The organism is Sandarakinorhabdus sp., assembly GCF_987265915.1.
The window spans coordinates 1,168,469-1,185,563 of sequence record NZ_OZ503948.1 but is presented as its reverse complement, the minus strand read 5'-3'; the positions used below and the strand labels follow the sequence as shown (position 1 = coordinate 1,185,563).

Below are 17,095 nucleotides of genomic sequence, written 5' to 3'. Positions count from 1 at the left end.
CGGACCATGAGCGACGAACAGCCGAAAGACTTCAACCAGAAGATCGATGATCTGGCCGCAGACGCGCTGGAGGCCGGCAAGAAGTTCGTCGCCACCGATACCGGCCGCAAGGTTGCCGGCGCCACCGACACGGCCTTCACCAAAGCCGAGGAACTGGCCCGCCAGGCCGCCGACAGCGAATATGGCCGCAAGGCGCTGGAAAGCACGGCCGGCAAACAGGCGACGGAGCTGGTCAGCCGAGCGGATAGCTGGACCAAGTCCAACATTCCCAACACGCTTGCCCGCAATGTCGCCATCGGTGCGGCGGCCGGTGCGGTGGTGGCCATCCCCATTCCGATCATCGGTTCGATCACCGGCGCGTTGATCGGCGGGGCATTGGGCTTCTTGCGAACCGTGAACAAGCAACGCTGATGCGCTGTCCGTTTTGCGGCAATGATGACACCCAGGTGAAGGACAGCCGGCCGACCGAAGACGGGTCGGCGATCCGGCGCCGGCGGCAGTGCCCGGCCTGTGGTGGCCGTTTCACCACTTTTGAACGCGTGCAGTTGCGCGAACTGGTCATCGTCAAGAAAAGCGGCAAGCGCGAGCCGTTCGAGCGGGACAAGCTGGCGCGCAGCATCGAGATTGCCTGCCGCAAGCGCCCGGTCGCACCCGAACGCATCGAACGGCTGGTCAACGGCGTGGTGCGCCAGCTGGAATCACTGGGCGAAGCCGAGATTGAGGTCAGCCAGGTCGGCGAACTGGTGATGGCGGCGTTGCAGGCGCTCGATCCGGTCGCCTATATCCGCTTTGCATCCGTGTATCGGGATTTCCGCGAGGCCCGGGATTTCGAGACGTTCGTGGGCGGCCTGTCGGACGCGGTGAACGGCGCCAAGGGCGGAACCGAATAAGTGGACGCAGCGCAGGTGCCGATCAATCCGCCCGCAATCGTGCTCGTGCGCCCGCAGCTTGGCCAGAATATCGGCGCGGCGGCGCGCGCCATGCTGAATTTCGGTTTCACCGATCTGCGGCTGGTTTGCCCACGTGATGGCTGGCCCAATGCCGATGCCGGGCCTTCGGCGGCGGGCGCCGATGCGGTGATCGAGGCCGCGCGCGTGTATGATTCGCTGGGCGATGCCGTGGCCGATTGCCACCTGACCATCGGCACCGCGATGACCATGCGCACGCATGTCGGCCGCGTCACGTCGCCGGCCGGCGCGGTGGCGGAAATGCAGGCGCTGCCCAGCCGCAGTGCCCTGGTGTTCGGGCCGGAACGCACCGGGCTGACCCGCGATGATCTGCTGGCCTGCCACGCCATCTGCACCATCCCCAGCAATCCCGATTTCGGCAGCCTCAATCTGGCGCAAGCGGTGGCGGTGCTGGGCTATGCCTGGGTGGTCGGACACACGACTCCGCCGGCATCGGCGCTGGTCAACCACGACGGCCCTGCCGCCGGGGCCGAGCTTGCCGGCCTGATCGCGGCGCTGGAGGCGCGGCTGACGGAGACCGGCTGGTTCAACCCCGCCCCTGGCCTCGCCGAAACGTCCCGGCGCATGCTGATCAATGTCTTTACCCGCCCCGGCTTTACCGGCGCCGAAGTGCAGTTCCTGCGCGGCGTGGTGCGCAATCTGGCCGGGCGACCTGGCGGCAAGCCCGGCTGAACATGAAAAAGGTCGCCGGCGGGCCCATGCGCCGGCGACCTTTTCGGTCCATTCGTTGCTTTGGTCAGATCACGCCACGGCGGGATATTCCGTCGGTTCGGGATCACGCAGCGAATAACCACGGCCCCACACGGTTTCGATGCAGCCCGATGCCGGCGCGCCAGCAGTGTGCAGTTTCTTGCGCAGCTTGCAGACGAACACGTCGATGATCTTCAGTTCCGGCTCGTCGCGGCCACCATAAAGATGGGTGAGGAACATTTCCTTGGTCAAGGTCATGCCCTTGCGCAGCGACAGCATTTCCAGAATGGCATATTCCTTGCCGGTGAGCGCCACGCGCTTGCCATCGACCGTGACGCTGCGCGCGGCCAGATCGACCGCCACCGGCCCGGTGATGATCATCGATTGGCCATGGCCCTGGCTGCGCCGGACCAGCGCGTGCAGCCGCGCCATCAATTCACTGCGGTCGAACGGCTTGGTGACATAATCATCCGCACCGGCGCCAAACCCGGTCACCTTGCTGTCGGTTTCGGCATCGCCCGACAGGATCAGCACCGGCGTGTTGATGCGCAATTGGCGCAAATGGCGCAGCACTTCATGACCATTCATGTCGGGCAGGGTGAGATCCAGCAGGATCACATCGAATTCATAGGTGCGGGCATATTCAAGCGCCAGCTCACCCGTGCTGGCCGTTTCGTGCTCGACGCTCGCATCGTCGAGCATGCGCTCGACGCTGCGGGCCATCGCACGGTCGTCTTCGATCAAAAGGACGCGCATGCAATCTTCTCCGGACTCGGTTTGACCCTTACCAAGCGCAACACGCTTAGCACCGACCCCACAAAATGTGTAATCAGTAATGCGGCCATCCGTAAATACCCCTGCGCCATCCCTGTCATAAATATTGCAGTAAGTTCAACTCCCCTTAAGCTTGGTTTCCAAGGCGTCGAAAAGCGGCCGGTAGATTTGCACCCGTGTCACGCGCAGGCCCGGCGTGCCAACCCGGTCCACAGCGCGCTGCCACAGCTGAATCTCTTCCAGGCTCAGGCGCCAGCGCTGGCAGGCCTCATCCAGGCTGATTCGGCCGTCGTTGATCGCTTTCAGCACCGCGGCCTTGCGGCTCGGCACCCAGCGCGCCGTATCATCCGGGGGCAGTTCATCATTGCCAAAGCCGGGCGGTGGCGGCGACATGAACGACATGCGTGCTCCTCCTTCCGGCCCGAGTTACGGGGCGGATTGGTGATGGGTTGCGTGGTGCCTGTTTCACGGCCCGTGCGCCGAAGCCTTTACTTGACGCCGGGCCGGCGCATCCGCATTCCCAAATCCGATGAATGCACCTGCTGCCTTGCTGAATCCGGCTGCCATGCCAGCCGCCGTGCGCCCCGTGCTGGCACCGCTGGCCGGGCGGCGCGTTGCCGTCGCCATGTCGGGCGGTGTGGACAGCAGCGTGGTGGCGGCGCTGGCCCATGCCGCCGGCTGCGATGTGGTCGGTATCACGCTGCAACTTTATGATCAGGGCGCTGCGGCCCGGCGGCCGGGGGCCTGCTGCGCCGGGGCCGACATCCGCGATGCCCGCGCCGTCGCCGATCGGCTGGGCATCACGCATTTCGTCGTCGATATGGAAAGCCGCTTTCGCGACAGCGTGATCGATGCGTTCGTCGATGCCTATGCCGCCGGGCGCACGCCGGTGCCGTGCGTGGAGTGCAACCGTACTGTCAAGTTCACCGAGCTGCTCAGCCTGTCGCGCGATCTGGGGGCCGAAGCGCTGCTGACCGGCCATTATGTGCAGCGGATCGTTGGTGAAGGCGGTGGCGCCGAACTGCATCGCGGCGGCGATCACGGCAAAGACCAGAGCTATTTCCTGTGGACCACCACCCAGGCCCAGCTCGATTATCTGCGCTTTCCGTTGGGCGCACTGGCCAAGGCGGAAACCCGCGCACTGGCCGAAGCCTTTGGCCTTGGCGTTGCGGCCAAGCCGGACAGCCAGGATATTTGTTTCGTGCCGGGCGGCGATTATGCCGCCGTGGTCGAACGCATCCGCCCCGAACTGGCGCAGCCGGGCGACATCGTCGATGCCGGCGGCACGGTGATCGGCCGCCACGGCGGCATCCATCGCTTCACCGTGGGGCAGCGGCGCGGGCTGGAACTGGGCGGGCAGGCCGAACCGCTTTATGTGATCGGCATCGATGCCGCCGCGCGCCGCGTGATTGCCGGCCCGCGCCGGGCGCTGGCGGTGGCAGCGGTGCAGCTGGATGGCATAAACCGTTTAGGGCCGACTGATGGCCCGGTGATGGTGAAGGTGCGATCGATGGCGCCGCTGGCGCCGGCGCGGCTGGTGGGGGATGTCGTGCAATTCGATGCGCCGCAATATGGCGTTGCGCCCGGCCAGGCCGCGGTGGCCTATGTCTGCGATCGGCTGGTGGCCGGCGGCACTATCGCTGCCACGCAAAGGGCGGCGCTGTCGGCCTGACGGCGCACAGTCACGCCACCGACGCTGTGGCGGCCTGTTGACGGTCTGGCCGTCACTTATTTGACATTAAACATGCTGTTAATGCGTGCAGTCACGGCAGCCGTTCAGCTTCGTAACTGGCATGCAAATTGCGTTGGGAAGGGGCATGAGCACCCCCATCCCCGCCCTGCCCCCCCCCTCGCTGCCGACGCCTGCCCCGCACTGGCTTCCCGGCCTCGACCGCCTCGATCCCGGCGATCTGCTGGTCATCATTGGCGATCAACGGCCGCACACGCCGCGGCTTGAATCACAGCGCTGCCTGCACCTGGCTCCGGCCCGGCGCGGGCAGGCGCGGCTGCACGCCCGCAGCCTGCACATCGATGTGGCGCCGGGCGATGAAGATTGGGCGCTGGCGCTGGCGGCGGCGTTCGCTGCCCCCGATGCGCCGGCCGCCGCTGATGCCGCCAGCCGGTCGCTGCTCGATCTGGCCCGCCGCGTCGGCGCCACCCCCACCGGCGTGCTGATCGAAGGGCCGACCGGCACCGGCAAGGAAGGCCTGGCCCGGCTGGTTCACGCCGCCTCGCCGCGCCGTGCCCAGCCGCTGGTGGCGATCAACTGCGCGGCGCTGGCCGATCAGATGGTGGAAGCCACGCTGTTCGGCCATGAACGCGGTGCCTTCACCGGGGCGGTGCAGGCCGCGCCCGGCCTGGTGCGCAGTGCCGACGGCGGCAGCCTGTTCCTCGATGAAGTCGCCGAATTGCCACTGCCGGCGCAGGCCAAATTGCTGCGCGTGTTGCAGGAACGCGAAGTGCTCAGCGTGGGGGCCACCCGGCCGGTTGCGGTGGATGTGCGGATCATCGCGGCCGGCAACCGCGATCTGGCCGCCGACGTGGCGGCCGGGCGGTTTCGCGCCGATCTTTACTGGCGGCTGGCGGTGTTTCCGCTGCGCACCCTGCCGCTGGCGGCGCGGCCGGCAGACATATTGGCGATCGCCGCCCACTGGCTGCTGCGCCGTGTGGATGGCAGTGCAGGCCTGGTGCCGTGGCTGGCGCCGTCGGCGCGGGCAGTGCTGTTGGCGCACAGCTGGCCGGGCAATGTCCGCGAGCTTGGCAATGTGCTCGATCGGGCGCTGGTGCTGTGCGACGGGCCGGAGATCGGCGCGAGCGATCTGATGATCGATGCCCGTGACGCCGTTCTGCCGGGTGAGGCTGTGAGCCTGGCCCTGCCCGGTGCGGTGCGGGTGGCCGAACAGGGTGCCATTGCGCGCGCCCTCGCCGGCAATGCCAACCGTCGCGATGCGGCCCGCTCGCTGGGCATTTCCGAACGCACCTTGCGCTACAAGCTGGCCGGGCTGCGCCGGCCTGATGGCGCGACGGCGATGGTGCAATGATGCTGCCGCCGGTTGACAGCAGCGCCATATTGAAACTTCGCCAGCAGATCCTGGCGCAAAATGATGCCCTGCGCGCGCCAGCGCGAAACGATGCACTACGCGTGCCGATGGATCAGGCTGCGGCGCTGCCCGGTGGTGCCAGCGAACAACCGCGCTTCGGCGCGGCGCTCGATACGGCGCTGCGCCAGGTCAGCGCCCTTCAGGATCAGGCCGGCGCGGCCGTTACCGCCTATGAAACCGGTCAGAGCCACGATCTCGCCAGTGTGATGATCGCCCGTCAGAAAGCCTCACTTGCCTTTGAAGCCACGTTGCAGGCGCGCAATCGCCTGATCGGGGCCTACAAGGATGTGATGAACATGCCGTTGTGAATGGCGGGATATCCTGAACCATGAGCGACGTTGCCGTCCTCTCTGATGTCGCCGAGCCACCGGTGCCGGCATCCGGCGCAGCCTCGGATCGTCTGCGCGCGCTGGCCGGCAGCCCGGCGCTGGTGCAGGCCCGCCCGGCGCTGATCGTCATCGCGGTGCTGGCGGCGCTGGCGCTGGCGGTGATGGCGCTGCGCACGCCGGATTGGCGGCCGTTGTGGCCCGGCCTGTCCGATGCCGATGCCGCTGCCGTCACGCAAGCGCTGGCGGCCGCCAATTTCGATCACCGGGTGAACGCTGACACCGGCACCGTCGAGGTTGCCGCCGGCGATCTGGCCCGCGCCCGCATCCTGCTCGCCGGCCAGGGCCTGCCCAAATCCAGCGCGGCCAGCGCCGGGCTGGACAATATGCCCTTGGGCGCATCGCGATCGGTGGAGGCGGCACGGTTGAAGGCGGCGCTGGAACGCGAACTGGCGCTGAGTGTCGAGGCCATCGACGGCGTCAAGGCCGTGCGCGTGCATGTCGCCACGCCGGAACCATCGGTGTTCATCCGCGATCGCGCCGCGCCGTCGGCCAGCGTGTTCATCACGCTGGCGCCGGGCCGCAGCCTGTCCGAAGCGCAGGTGCGTGCGGTGATCTGGCTGGTCGCCACCTCGGTGCCGGGCCTGGCCGGTGATCGGGTGAGTGTCGTCGATCAATCCGGCACCCTGTTGTCAGCCGGCGTGTCGGGCGATGGCCAGCAACTGGCCTATCAGCAGCGGCTGGAAGCGCTGGTGCGCGAACGCCTGATGAAACTGCTCACGCCGATGCTGGGGCCGGGGCGTTTCACCGCCGAAGTCGCGGCAGACGTGGATTTTTCGCAGAACGAAGCGGCGAGCGAGCGCTATCAACCGCAAGGCACGGTGAAGACCGAACAGACCAGCCGCAACATGGAAGGCGCACCGACGCCGGCCGCCGGCATTCCCGGCGCGCTGACCAACACCGTGCCGCAAGCCGCGCAAGTCACCGGCAATCCGCCGGCGCCCGCTGCTGCTGCCGTGCCGCCGCCCACGGTGACCGCCGAAACCGCGGCGCGGCAATGGGAAATTGGCAAGGATGTTTCGGTCACGCGGGCCGATGCGCCGCGCGTGAAGCGGCTTAGCGTGGCGGTGCTGGTGGACAGTGCCGCACTGGGCAAGACCGCCGCCAAGGATATCGCCAACATCCAGCGGCTGGTGCGCGGCGCCATGGGCTTTGATGCGGCGCGCGGCGACCTGGTGGAGGTGCAGATGCGCGCCTTCGCGCCGGAGGAGGCCGCGCCAAAGGCCTGGTATCAGGCGCCGGTGGTGCAGGATTATGGCCAGTGGGTGGCCTTGGGCGGCGGTGTGCTGCTGCTGCTCACCATCGGGTTGCTGATGTGGCGGGGCCGGCGCAAGGCCAAGGCGGCCGCCCTTGCTGCCGCGGTGGCGGCTGGCGATGCCGGGGCAGCCGCCGCTGCGGCCAGCAGCACGCTGGGCAATATGCTGGGTGCCATCGGCTTGGGCGCGTTGGCGGAATCCGTCGGCTTGGGCCCGATACCGGTGCCTGCCAGCACGGATAGCGATCCGCTGGATGGCGGCGAGCTGAAGCGGGTGGCCCCGCAGGCGCTGGATTATCAGGAAAAACTGGGCCAGGCGCGCGATCTGGTGAGTGGCGACCGCGACCGGGCGATGGCGGTGGCCCGGCAGATGCTGCTGGCCGACAATCGCGTCGTGGAACCGGCAGCGCCAGCCGCCCCCGAGCCCGATGAATCGGAGGCCGAAGCCGCATGAGCGCGCTGCCCGCCCCCAAAGCTGATCCCGCCGCTGGCCTGAGCGGCGCGCAGAAATGCGCCATCCTGCTGCTGGTGCTGGAAGAGGTGCAGGCCGCCGAAATGCTGGCGGGCATGACCCCGGCCGAAGTGCAGCAGGTCGGTGAGGCGATGCTGACCGTCGCCGAAATCGCGCCGGAAGCCATTGATGCGGTGCTCGATGAATTTCTGGCGCGCACCGCGCAGGTGACGGCGCTCGACAGCCAGGGGCGGCAGGTGCGCCAGCGGCTGGGCAAGGCGCTGGGCACACCGCGCGCCGAAACCATCATCGAACGCATCGGGCCACCAGCCGCCGGGCGGCGTTTTGCGGTGCTGGATTGGGTGGATGGGCCGGCGCTGGCCAGCCTGATCGCCGATGAACATCCCCAGGCCATCGCCGTGGTGCTGGCGCATCTGCCCGAAGATCGCGCCGCCACCACGCTGGATGGCTTGCCGGATGCCTTGCAGCCCGACGTGGCGGCGCGGCTGGCGACGCTGCAACCGGTGAATATCCAGGATCTGGCCGCGCTGGAGGCCGATCTGGAGGCCAAGTTGCGCGGGGTCGGCACCAATCGCGATTCGGCGAAGCTGGCCGGCACGGATTTCACCGCAGCGGTCATCAAGAAGGCGCGTGGCCGTGGTGCGCTGCTCGATGCGCTGATGAGCGTCAACGCCGATCTCGCCGCCGAACTGGAAAGCCAGCAGTTCATCTTCGAAGATCTGCTCGGCCTGTCGCAGAAGGACATGCAGCTGGTGCTGCGTGAGGTCGATCCGGCGCTGCTCGCGGTCGCCATGAAGGGCGCCAGCGCCAGCCTGAAGGAATTGATCTTCGGCGCCATGTCGAAGCGCGCCGCGTCGCAATTGCAGGATGAACTGGCCGAACGCGGGCCGATGAAGCGCAGCGAAGTCGAAACGGCGCAGCGCGATCTGTGCCGCACCGTGCGCCGGCTGGGGGATAGTGGCGCGCTGACCCTGCCGACCGCCGGGGAGGCGATGCTGTGAGCGTGCATGATCCCAAACTCGCGGCCTTGCTCGGCAAGCCTGCGCCCGCCGCCGGGTTGGCGCGGCTGCTCGCCAGCCTCAATCCGCCGCCCGAACCGGAACCGGAACCGCTGCCGGCCATCGATATCAGCGCCTTGCTGGCAGAGGCCCGGGCGGAAGGCGCAGCGGCGGGCTACGCGGCGGGCGAAGCGCAGGGCCGCGCGGCGGCCGACGCCGCGCTCGCCCCGCTGCGCGCCGCGCTGACCGCTGCGGCCGATGCCGCCCGCGCCGCCTGCGCCATTGATGAATCCGCGTTGCAGCCACTGCTCGCCGGCCTGGTCAAGGCGGTGGCGGAGTCCGTGCTGATGGCCGAATTGACCGCCGGCCGCCGCGTGCTGGCGCCGCTGGTCGCCGCCGCGCTCGCCGAAGTCGCCGAAGCGGCCTTGCCGACCGTGTCGGCGCATCCCGAAACCCTGGCGCTGATCCTGGCCGATTTGCCACCCGGCCTGTCCACCCGCGCCGATCCGGCGTTGCCGCCCGGCCATGTCGCGGTGGCCGGCCCGGATTATCGCATCGATGCCGGCCTGGGCGAGCGGCTGGCGCGCATGATGCCAAGTCTTTGGGGGGTGCTGCCATGACCGCGCGGCGCGCCCGCCCAAGCCCGGCCACCGCGCGCCTGGCCACGCTGATCGGCGCCATGCGTCTGCCCGATCTGCCCGTGCGGCGCGGCGGTGTGGTGGTCGCCGCCGATGGCGCCATCGTCGAAGCCCTGGGCTTGCACGGTGCGATTGGCGACCGCGTGGCCATTGGCGCGGCGGGCGCGGCGGGCGCGGCGGCGGAGATCATCGGCTTTCGCGATGGCCGCGCGTTGTTGATGGGGCTGGCGCCGCTGCCCGGCATCACGCCGGGCACGCTGGCGCTTGCCGACGATCACGGCAGCGCGATTGCGGTGGGGGATGCACTGCGCGGCCGGGTCATCGATGGGTTGGGCCAACCGCTCGATGGGCGGGGGCCGATTGCCGCCACGGCGCTGGTGCCGGCCAGCCCGCCGCCATTGCCGCCGCACGCGCGGGCGCGCGTCACCCGCCCGCTGGCCACCGGCGTGCGCGCCCTCGATGCGCTGCTCAGCCTGGGCCAGGGCCAGCGCATCGGCATCATGGCCGGGACGGGTGTGGGCAAATCGGTGCTGCTCGGCCAGATCACCCGCTGGGCGCAGGCCGATGTGGTGGTGGTGGCGCTGATCGGGGAGCGCAGCCGCGAGATCAGCGACTTCATCGAGACCGAGTTGGCCGGGCCGGCGCGGCATCGCACCGTCACCATCGCCGTGCCGGCCTCTGATGCGATGCTGTGCCGGGTGCGCGGCGCGCAACGCGCCTTTGCCATTGCCGAATGGTTCCGCGCGCAGGGAAGGCAGGTGTTGCTGATCCTCGACAGCCTGTCGCGGGTGGTCCACGGCGGGCGCGAAGTGGGAACCGCACGCGGCGAGCCGGCCGGCGCGCGCGGCTTTCCGCCTTCGTCGCTGCAACTGATTGCCGATCTGGCCGAGCGTGCCGGCGGCGATCGCGCCAGTGGCGGTGCGATCACACTGGTGGCGACCGTGCTGGCCGAAAGCGACGACCGCGCCGATCCGGTGGTCGATGCCGCGCGCGGCGTGATGGATGGCCATGTGCTGCTGTCGCGCCGGCTGGCCGGGCGCGGGCAGTTCCCGGCCATCGATCTGGTCAACAGCGCCAGTCGGGTGATGATCGATATCGCCAGCCCTGCCCACGAAGCCGCCGCGCGCGCCTTCCGCCGCATGGTGGCACTGGCCGAGGAAAATCGCGATCTGGTGCTGATGGGCGCCTATGCCCCCGGCGCTGATCCGGAGCTTGATCTGGCGCTGGCGCTGCAACCGGCGCTGGCGGCGTTCATGATGCAGGCCCGCGACGTGGCGACCGATCCGGCCGACAGCGTCGCCACGCTGATCGAATTGATGGCCCCCCTTGGAACTTACGCATGAGCGCGATCGACCGCCTGATCCGCGTGCGCCGCATCCGGGAACGGCTGGCGCTGGCCGATCTGGCCCGTGCGCAAGGCCAGGCGGCGGCCGATGCCGCGCTGCTGGCCCGCGTGCGCGGCCTGGTCGGCGGGCAGGCGGATGGCGTGCTCAGCGCGGCCGCGCGATCGGCGCGCGCCCGCATCGATGGCCAGTTGCAGGATATTGCCGCCGATGTGGCGCTGCGCGGCGAGCGATCCGCAGCGCTGCGCGATGACGCCGGCCGGCAACTGGCCGCCGCCCGCGCCGCCGTGGATGCCGCCATCGCCCGCCGCGCCGAACAGGAGGGATCATGCTGACCGTTGGAGCCCCGTTACCGGGCCTGCCACCCGCCGTCTTGATTGTGCAGGCAGCGGAGCCTGCATTGCCGCTGGAGGGGCCGGCCCTGCCCGCCGCCGCACGGCCGGATTTGCCGATCCTGCCGCCCGATGCGCCGCCCATGCCGCGGCCATGGGCCGGCCATCTGGCCGAGGCGCTGGCCGCCGGCACCATCCCGGCCCGCACCCCGCCGCCGCAGGGCGGGCCTGAACCGCTTGAGGTGGCTGCCGAGGCGGATGCTGCGGCGCTGCTGGTGCAGCCATGGGCGCTGTCGCTGGTGCCGGAACTGGCGCAGCTGCCAGCCACAGCCGAAGCCTTGCCAGCGCCCATATCCGGCGCGCGTGCTGCGGTCATGCCAACGACCAGCGACGCTGCCATGCTGTGGCCGCGGCTCCCGCCGCCAAATGGCGTGCCGGCAGCGCCCCCGCCCTCCCCCGCGCGCGCTGCGGCATTGCCGGAACCATTGGCCAGCCCGGCCGCAGCATCGGCGCTCGCATCGGGTGTGCTGCGCCCCCGCAATTGGCAGGCCAGCCTGCCTTCGGTGTCGCCCCCCGCCGCTGCGGCGCCGCCAATTTCGATCGCGGCCAGCGGGTTTGACACGATCATGCTGCCGGTCCCCCCTGGCGTTGCGCCGTTTTTCGGGGCTCCGGCAACGCCGGTGGTACCTGCCGCGCCGGGGTTGCTGCCGCCAGCCAACCCTGCCCCCGTCGCCGGCGTCGCGGCGCCTGGTGCAGCGTCTGCGCCCGTGCTTGCGCCGTTGCCGCTGTCGGCCGTGCCGGACGTGCCGGCGCTCGCAGCCGCGCGCGCGCTGCCCAGCCGCATGGCCTGGCTGCGCGCCGGATCATTGCCGGTGGCCGTGCCGCCGGCCGGGGCGGTGCCACCGCCCCGGTTGACGCTGCCACCCGAACCCCCTGCCGCCAATCCGGCCATGGCGGCCCAGTTGCTGGAAGGGCTGCAGGATGGGCCGCAGCCCGAAGCGGGGTCGATCCCGGTGCTGCGCAGCCAGGGTGATGTCGGCGCCAGTGAGGCGTTCGCATCGCCGCCTGTCACCACAGGGGCCCTGCCGCTGGCACCGATGTTGCTGACGGCTGCGCCGGCGGCATTGCCCGCGGCCCCGCCTGCCGCGCCGCTGCCGGAACCGGCGCCGGCCCCAACGCTGGCCCCAACGCTGGCAATCGCTTCCGATCGGCTTGGCGCCGTGCAGGTGGACGTGTCCGGCAGCCTGGATCGGCTGGCGGTCAGCCTGTCGGCAACGCCGGCCGCCGCGCCGATCCTGGCCGGCGAAGCGCCGCGACTGGCGCAGGAGCTGGCGGCGGCCGGCGTGGCGCTGGCCAGCTATGCCGTCAACGGCCAGCGCGCCGATCTTGCCGCCGACACGGCCAACACGGCGGCAAACACGGCGGCGAACACGGCGGGCAGCAGCGCCGGCAGCAGCGCCGGTAATCTGGGCACGGCGGCCGGCAACAGCCAGCACCAGCAGCCATCCCCATCAGCGCCCGAACCGTCCCGCCGGGGCCGCGCCGCGCTGCGCCCAACCGCTGCGCGCCAATATCCATCCTCCGATCGTTTTGCCTGAAGGATCTGACCCATGGCCGATGCCAAGCCTGACAAGCCCGCCAAGCCCAAGCGCAAGCTGATGGGCCTATTGGTCCCGATGCTGGCCTTTGTTGCCGGTGCTGGGGCCGGCGGGGCCGGTGCTGCCATTGCCGTGCTGCAATTTGCTGGCGGTGGCGGCGGCGATCATGCCCCCAAGGGCCATGCCGAAGCCGCGCCGGCCCCGGCCGGTCCGCTGGAATATGTCGAGGTTGAAAACGCCTTCACCAGCAATCTCGCTGATTCCGGGCGCTATCTGCAATTGAAGCTGTCGATCTCCACCTTCGGCGGCGAAGAGGCCACGGCAGCGATCGAAAAGCACAAGCCTGCCATCGTGTCGGCGGTGCTCGCCGCGCTGGGCGAAGTGCGCGATGCCGATATCGAAACTGCCGGTGCCAAGGATGCGCTGCGCGGCCGCCTGAAAGACGTGATCAACGCCGCGCTGAAAACCAAAGGCGAACCCGGCATTGTCGAAGAAGTGTTCTTCACCTCGCTGGTCGTGCAATGAGCAATTTGCTGATCCGCACCGAAGCGCCGCCGCCCGACCAGTTCGTCGATGATTGGCGGCCGCGATCGGCACAGGCGCCGCGCGACGATGGCGATGATACGCCGTTCCTGCCGGTCCTGCTGGCGCTGGAGGCGGAACTGACCAGCCTGCTCGCGCTGGACGTCGCCGTGCACCCCGGCCGCGGACTCCCGCCGGGCGCGCCGGATGTGGCGCTGGCGCTGGGCGGATTGCTGGCCACCACAAGGCTGGGCGGCGATCCGGCGCGCGCCCTGCCGCAGCTGTCGGGCCTCACCACCGCCCGCCACGCTCGCCAGATCGGCGAAGCGCTGGCGCCGGTGGCCCACCGCATGTGGCCGGCCGGCAGCCGCCGCCCGGCGCTGGTGGTGGATGTGATCGTCACGCTGGCCGGCGGCGAGCCAGTGGTGGGCAGCATCAAGTTGCCGGCGCCGACCGAACCGGCGCCGCTGGTGCCGCCGCGTGCCCTCGGGCTGGCGGCGCTCGATCTGCCAATGCGCCTCGCGGTGCGGCTGGCCGATGAGGAGGTGCCGCTGGCCCGGCTGCTGCCGCTGCAACCCGGCCTGGTGATCGGCTTCAACATTTGCCCGGAGATGCCGGTGCTGCTGGGCGATCACCGCCTGGCGCTGGCGACTCTGGCCCCCCTGCCCGACGGCCGCCAGCAGGCCAGCATCACCGCCCTTGATCTGAAACCCGAAGGAGAACGCACATGAGCATCGAACCCGGCAGCCTGCACGGCCAACCCGTGGAGGCCCCCGCCGATGTCGCGCGTTTGGGGGCGTTTGGCGCCATCAGCGTGCGGCTGGCCATCGAAGTCGGCGGCATCCGCCTGAAACTTGCCGATGTGCTGGGTATGGCGCCCGGCCAGGTGCATGTGCTGGATCGGCGGGTGGATCAGCCGGTGGACGTGTTGATTTCCGATCGGCTGGTGGCGCGCGGCGAGATTGTTTCGGTAGGCGACAAATTCGGTGTGCGGCTGACCGAGGTGCTGCCGGGCAGCGGGCTGTGACGGCTTTTGCGGTTGCCGCATCGGGCTGGCTGGATGGCTTGAAGCGCCGCGCCGTCAGCCTGTCGTTGCCGGCCCGCCATGTGCAGCTGGTGCAGGCGCTGCCGATCGGTCCGGGCGCGCGGCTGCTGGTGGTGGAGTTTGGCGGCCGGCGTTTGCTGATCGGCCAGTCGCGGGCCGGCCTCGCCACGCTGGCGGACGCGCCGAGCCCGTGAACGAGGTGCTGAACCTGCCGCCCTTGTCGGCGAGCTTGCAGATCTTGCTGCTGATGTCGGCGCTGACGCTGCTGCCGGCGGCGTTGCTGATGATGACGGCCTTCACCCGCATCGCCATCGTGCTGGCGATTTTGCGGCAGGCGCTGGGGCTGGGGCAAAGCCCGCCCAACCAGTTGCTGGTCGGCACCGCGCTGCTGTTGACCTTGTTCGTGATGAAGCCGCAGTTGGACCGGATCCAGACGCACGCCTGGGCGCCGATGGTGGCGGGCACGCTGCCGGCCGAACAGGCGCTGGCCCGCGCCGGGGCAGAATTGAAGGGCTTCATGCTCACCCAGACCCGGAAGAAGGACCTGACGCGCTTTGCCGAAATCGCTGGCGGCGGGCCGTATGCGCAGGCTGGCGATGTGCCGTTGGTGGTGGTGATGCCGGCGTTCGTCGCCAGCGAATTGAAGACGGCGCTGGAAATCGGGCTGGTCATCTATCTGCCGTTCTTGGTCATCGATCTGATCGTCGCCTCGATCCTGCTGGCGATGGGCATGATGATGGTGTCGCCGGCCACCGTGTCGCTGCCGGTGAAGATCGCGCTGTTCGTGATGGTCGATGGCTGGACCCTGGTGCTGGGCGCACTGGCCAAGAGTTTCGGCACATGAACGCGAATTTCAAGTGAATGGGGGCGCGCAGCCCGATGATGTCATGCTCGCCGATCTGGCGCGCGAGGCCGTGTTGCTGTTCGCCGGCAGCGCTGCGCTGTTCCTGGTGCCTTTGCTGGTGATGGCGGTGCTGATCGGCCTCATTCAGACGATCTTTTCGGTGCAGGAAGCCAGCATCAGCTTCCTGCCCAAGCTGGCGGTGCTCGTGCTGGTGATCATCGTCGCCGGCGAAGCCACCATGCTGGCGCTGGGCGATTTTCTGGAGCGCGGCCTGATCGACATGATCGGGGCGATAACATGAACTTCACCCTGCCGGCCTTTGATGCGGTGCCGTGGTTCGTGCAGTTCACGCTGGCCGCCGTGCGCCCGCTGGCTGCCTTCGCGCTGCTGCCGCCGCTGGCTGGCGCGACGCTGCCGTGGCGGGCGCGGCTGGCGCTGGTGGCGGCCTGCGCGCTGTTCGGCGGGTTCCGGCCCGGTGCGCCATTGCTGTCGGGGCTGATGATTCCCGGCGAATTGCTGGCCGGGCTGGTGGCCGGGCTGGGGCTGGTGCTGGCGTTCGGCGCGGCGACGCTGGCCGGCGAGATGCTGGCGCAGATGGTGGGCCTTGGCTTTGCCAATCTGGGGCCGGCGGGCGGCAATGCCGGCGCGCTGTCCGGCCTGTTCACCACGCTCACCTGGGTGGCGCTGCTGGTGGGGGATCTGCATCTGGAACTGCTGGTGGCGCTGGCCAGCGGGGTGGGCCAGCCGGTGGCCGATCTCGGCCTGGGCGGGGTGGCGGCGCACGGCGGTCTCATGTTCCTGTGGGGGCTGAAGGTGGCGCTGCCGCTGCTGGCGGTGATGCTGCTGGCGCAGGCGGTGGTGGCGATTGCCAGCCGCGCCGCGCCGCAGCTTTCGGCAATGGCGGTGGGGCCGGCGGCGCTGCTGGTGGCATTTGTGGCGTTGCTGCCATTCCTGTTCGAGCATCTGTTCGGCCGGCTCTCGCAGGCACTTACCAGCGGTCTGGGCCTCAGCTGATGGCCGGCGACAAGACCGAAAAGCCGACACCGCGCCGCCGCGAAAAGGCACTGGCGGACGGCAATGTCTTTGCGCCGAAGGAACTGGGCGCCGCCGCCAGCATGGGCATCGCCTGCCTGTTTCTGGCGCTTGCCGGCCCGGCGCTGTGGGCCGATCTGCGCGGCTTTCTGGCCGACAGCCTGGGCGGCGCGGCCATCGGCCCCGACACTACTAACGCCCGGGCGCTGCTGCATCGGCTGCCGCTCTTATGGCCGCTGGTCTTGTTTGCGGCGGTGGCGGTGACCGGGTTCGGCATCGCGCTGGCGACCACCCGTCATGTGTCGGGCGGTCTTGCGGCCCCCAAATTCTCGCGGCTGTCGCCCATGCAGGGCTTCAAGCGGATCTTTGGCTGGCAGGGTCTGCAGGGCGCAGCGACGGCGCTGCTCAAACTGGGCGGCATGGCGGCGCTGGCGTGGACGGTGCTGGGGCCGCAACTGCCGATGCTGGTCGGAATCGATGAGGGCGGTTTGCCGGCGGTGGGCGCGGCGCTGCTGCGGCTGGCGCTGGCGGCGGCGCTGCTGATGGCGGTGGTGGCCGTGGTCGATGCCGGCTTTGCCTGGTGGCGGCGTGAACAGCAATTGATGATGACCCGCGAGGAGGTGAAGCGCGAAAGCCGTGAGAATGATGGCGCGCCGGAATTGAAGGCGGCGGTGCGCCGCGCGCAGATGGCGGCGGCACAGGCGCGCATGCAGAAGGGTGTGGCGGAGGCGGCGGTGGTGGTGGTCAACCCCGTGCACTTTGCCGTGGCGCTGCGCTATCGCGCCGGCAGCGACGCGGCCCCCGTGGTGGTGGAAAAGGGCCGCCTTGATATGGCGCAGGCGCTGATTGCGGCGGCGCGTGCTGCGGGCGTGCCGATCATCCGCACGCCGCGGCTGGCACGCGCGCTGTTCTGGTCGGCCAAGCGCGGCCAGATGGTGCGCGCCGAGCTGTTCCCGGCGGTGGCGACCATCCTGGCCTTCGTGATGCGGTTCGATGATCCCGAAACGGAATCCGCCCCCGATGTGTTCGTGCCGCCGGCGCTGGATTTCGATGAACATGGCCAGCCGCGCAAGGCCGGCGCGCCGTTGCCGTTATAG

22 protein-coding genes are annotated in these 17,095 nt (G+C 69.6%); 20 read left to right on the top strand and 2 right to left on the bottom strand.

The window, feature by feature from the left end; translation table 11 throughout:
- The first annotated feature begins 6 nt into the window (after positions 1-6).
- The 3 genes from AC6UUM_RS05730 to AC6UUM_RS05720 are packed head-to-tail and all read left to right on the top strand — an operon-like array spanning position 7 to position 1,640.
- The gene (locus tag AC6UUM_RS05730) at positions 7-411 is read left to right on the top strand and encodes a hypothetical protein (protein ID WP_500804373.1); all 405 of its coding nucleotides are present in this window, start codon (positions 7-9) and stop codon (positions 409-411) included.
- On the top strand, positions 411-890 hold the full coding sequence (gene nrdR, locus AC6UUM_RS05725) for a transcriptional regulator NrdR (RefSeq protein WP_500804372.1): 480 nt from the start codon (positions 411-413) through the stop codon (positions 888-890). The genes AC6UUM_RS05730 and nrdR overlap by 1 nt, the downstream gene beginning before the upstream one ends.
- Complete coding sequence (locus AC6UUM_RS05720) at positions 891-1,640, top strand: RNA methyltransferase (RefSeq protein WP_500804371.1); 750 nt, start codon at positions 891-893, stop codon at positions 1,638-1,640. It abuts the gene before it with no gap.
- 69 nt (positions 1,641-1,709) lie between these two features.
- Here AC6UUM_RS05720 and AC6UUM_RS05715 read toward each other — a convergent pair whose 3' ends face one another.
- Together AC6UUM_RS05715 and AC6UUM_RS05710 are read right to left on the bottom strand one after the other, a co-directional pair.
- The gene (locus AC6UUM_RS05715; protein ID WP_500804370.1) at positions 1,710-2,414 is read right to left on the bottom strand and encodes a response regulator transcription factor; all 705 of its coding nucleotides are present in this window, start codon (positions 2,412-2,414) and stop codon (positions 1,710-1,712) included.
- 135 nt (positions 2,415-2,549) lie between these two features.
- Positions 2,550-2,834 carry a DUF1153 domain-containing protein gene (locus AC6UUM_RS05710; RefSeq protein WP_500804369.1) on the bottom strand — a complete coding sequence of 95 codons (285 nt, stop codon included), beginning with the start codon at positions 2,832-2,834 and terminating at the stop codon, positions 2,550-2,552.
- A gap of 163 nt (positions 2,835-2,997) precedes the next feature.
- On the opposite strand from AC6UUM_RS05710, the gene mnmA reads away from it, so the two are divergent.
- The 17 genes from mnmA to AC6UUM_RS05625 all read left to right on the top strand — a co-directional run bounded on the left by mnmA (position 2,998) and on the right by AC6UUM_RS05625 (position 17,095).
- Positions 2,998-4,104 (top strand): tRNA 2-thiouridine(34) synthase MnmA, encoded by a 1,107-nt coding sequence (gene mnmA / locus AC6UUM_RS05705; RefSeq protein WP_500804915.1) that lies wholly within the window; start codon positions 2,998-3,000, stop codon positions 4,102-4,104.
- A 145-nt stretch (positions 4,105-4,249) separates the two neighbouring features.
- Positions 4,250-5,473, top strand: a complete 1,224-nt coding sequence (locus tag AC6UUM_RS05700) for a sigma-54 interaction domain-containing protein (RefSeq protein WP_500804368.1) — start codon at positions 4,250-4,252, stop codon at positions 5,471-5,473.
- The gene (gene fliE, locus AC6UUM_RS05695; protein ID WP_500804367.1) at positions 5,470-5,841 is read left to right on the top strand and encodes a flagellar hook-basal body complex protein FliE; all 372 of its coding nucleotides are present in this window, start codon (positions 5,470-5,472) and stop codon (positions 5,839-5,841) included. Before AC6UUM_RS05700 ends, fliE begins: the two co-directional genes overlap by 4 nt.
- A gap of 20 nt (positions 5,842-5,861) precedes the next feature.
- Positions 5,862-7,628, top strand: coding sequence for a flagellar basal-body MS-ring/collar protein FliF (gene fliF / locus AC6UUM_RS05690; RefSeq protein ID WP_500804366.1), 1,767 nt, complete (start codon positions 5,862-5,864; stop codon positions 7,626-7,628).
- Positions 7,625-8,647 carry a flagellar motor switch protein FliG gene (locus AC6UUM_RS05685; RefSeq protein WP_500804365.1) on the top strand — a complete coding sequence of 341 codons (1,023 nt, stop codon included), beginning with the start codon at positions 7,625-7,627 and terminating at the stop codon, positions 8,645-8,647. Before fliF ends, AC6UUM_RS05685 begins: the two co-directional genes overlap by 4 nt.
- Entirely contained in the window at positions 8,644-9,264 is a 621-nt protein-coding gene (locus AC6UUM_RS05680) for a FliH/SctL family protein (RefSeq protein WP_500804364.1), read from the top strand. The genes AC6UUM_RS05685 and AC6UUM_RS05680 overlap by 4 nt, the downstream gene beginning before the upstream one ends.
- On the top strand, positions 9,261-10,625 hold the full coding sequence (locus AC6UUM_RS05675; RefSeq protein ID WP_500804363.1) for a FliI/YscN family ATPase: 1,365 nt from the start codon (positions 9,261-9,263) through the stop codon (positions 10,623-10,625). The genes AC6UUM_RS05680 and AC6UUM_RS05675 overlap by 4 nt, the downstream gene beginning before the upstream one ends.
- Positions 10,622-10,960, top strand: coding sequence for a hypothetical protein (locus tag AC6UUM_RS05670; protein ID WP_500804362.1), 339 nt, complete (start codon positions 10,622-10,624; stop codon positions 10,958-10,960). The genes AC6UUM_RS05675 and AC6UUM_RS05670 overlap by 4 nt, the downstream gene beginning before the upstream one ends.
- The gene (gene fliK / locus AC6UUM_RS05665; protein ID WP_500804361.1) at positions 10,954-12,555 is read left to right on the top strand and encodes a flagellar hook-length control protein FliK; all 1,602 of its coding nucleotides are present in this window, start codon (positions 10,954-10,956) and stop codon (positions 12,553-12,555) included. The genes AC6UUM_RS05670 and fliK overlap by 7 nt, the downstream gene beginning before the upstream one ends.
- A gap of 12 nt (positions 12,556-12,567) precedes the next feature.
- On the top strand, positions 12,568-13,080 hold the full coding sequence (locus AC6UUM_RS05660; RefSeq protein WP_500804360.1) for a flagellar basal body-associated FliL family protein: 513 nt from the start codon (positions 12,568-12,570) through the stop codon (positions 13,078-13,080).
- A complete protein-coding gene (locus AC6UUM_RS05655; RefSeq protein WP_500804359.1) occupies positions 13,077-13,808 on the top strand; it encodes a hypothetical protein in 732 nt (243 codons plus the stop codon). The genes AC6UUM_RS05660 and AC6UUM_RS05655 overlap by 4 nt, the downstream gene beginning before the upstream one ends.
- Positions 13,805-14,104: a FliM/FliN family flagellar motor switch protein gene (locus AC6UUM_RS05650; protein WP_500804358.1), complete on the top strand. Its 300-nt coding sequence runs from the start codon at positions 13,805-13,807 to the stop codon at positions 14,102-14,104. Before AC6UUM_RS05655 ends, AC6UUM_RS05650 begins: the two co-directional genes overlap by 4 nt.
- Positions 14,101-14,316, top strand: a complete 216-nt coding sequence (locus tag AC6UUM_RS05645; protein WP_500804357.1) for a flagellar biosynthetic protein FliO — start codon at positions 14,101-14,103, stop codon at positions 14,314-14,316. The genes AC6UUM_RS05650 and AC6UUM_RS05645 overlap by 4 nt, the downstream gene beginning before the upstream one ends.
- Positions 14,313-14,966 (top strand): flagellar type III secretion system pore protein FliP, encoded by a 654-nt coding sequence (gene fliP, locus AC6UUM_RS05640; RefSeq protein ID WP_500804356.1) that lies wholly within the window; start codon positions 14,313-14,315, stop codon positions 14,964-14,966. Before AC6UUM_RS05645 ends, fliP begins: the two co-directional genes overlap by 4 nt.
- Positions 14,967-14,979: 13 nt before the next feature.
- On the top strand, positions 14,980-15,267 hold the full coding sequence (locus AC6UUM_RS05635) for a flagellar biosynthetic protein FliQ (protein ID WP_500804355.1): 288 nt from the start codon (positions 14,980-14,982) through the stop codon (positions 15,265-15,267).
- On the top strand, positions 15,264-15,980 hold the full coding sequence (locus AC6UUM_RS05630; protein WP_500804354.1) for a flagellar biosynthetic protein FliR: 717 nt from the start codon (positions 15,264-15,266) through the stop codon (positions 15,978-15,980). The genes AC6UUM_RS05635 and AC6UUM_RS05630 overlap by 4 nt, the downstream gene beginning before the upstream one ends.
- The gene (locus AC6UUM_RS05625; RefSeq protein WP_500804353.1) at positions 15,980-17,095 is read left to right on the top strand and encodes an EscU/YscU/HrcU family type III secretion system export apparatus switch protein; all 1,116 of its coding nucleotides are present in this window, start codon (positions 15,980-15,982) and stop codon (positions 17,093-17,095) included. Before AC6UUM_RS05630 ends, AC6UUM_RS05625 begins: the two co-directional genes overlap by 1 nt.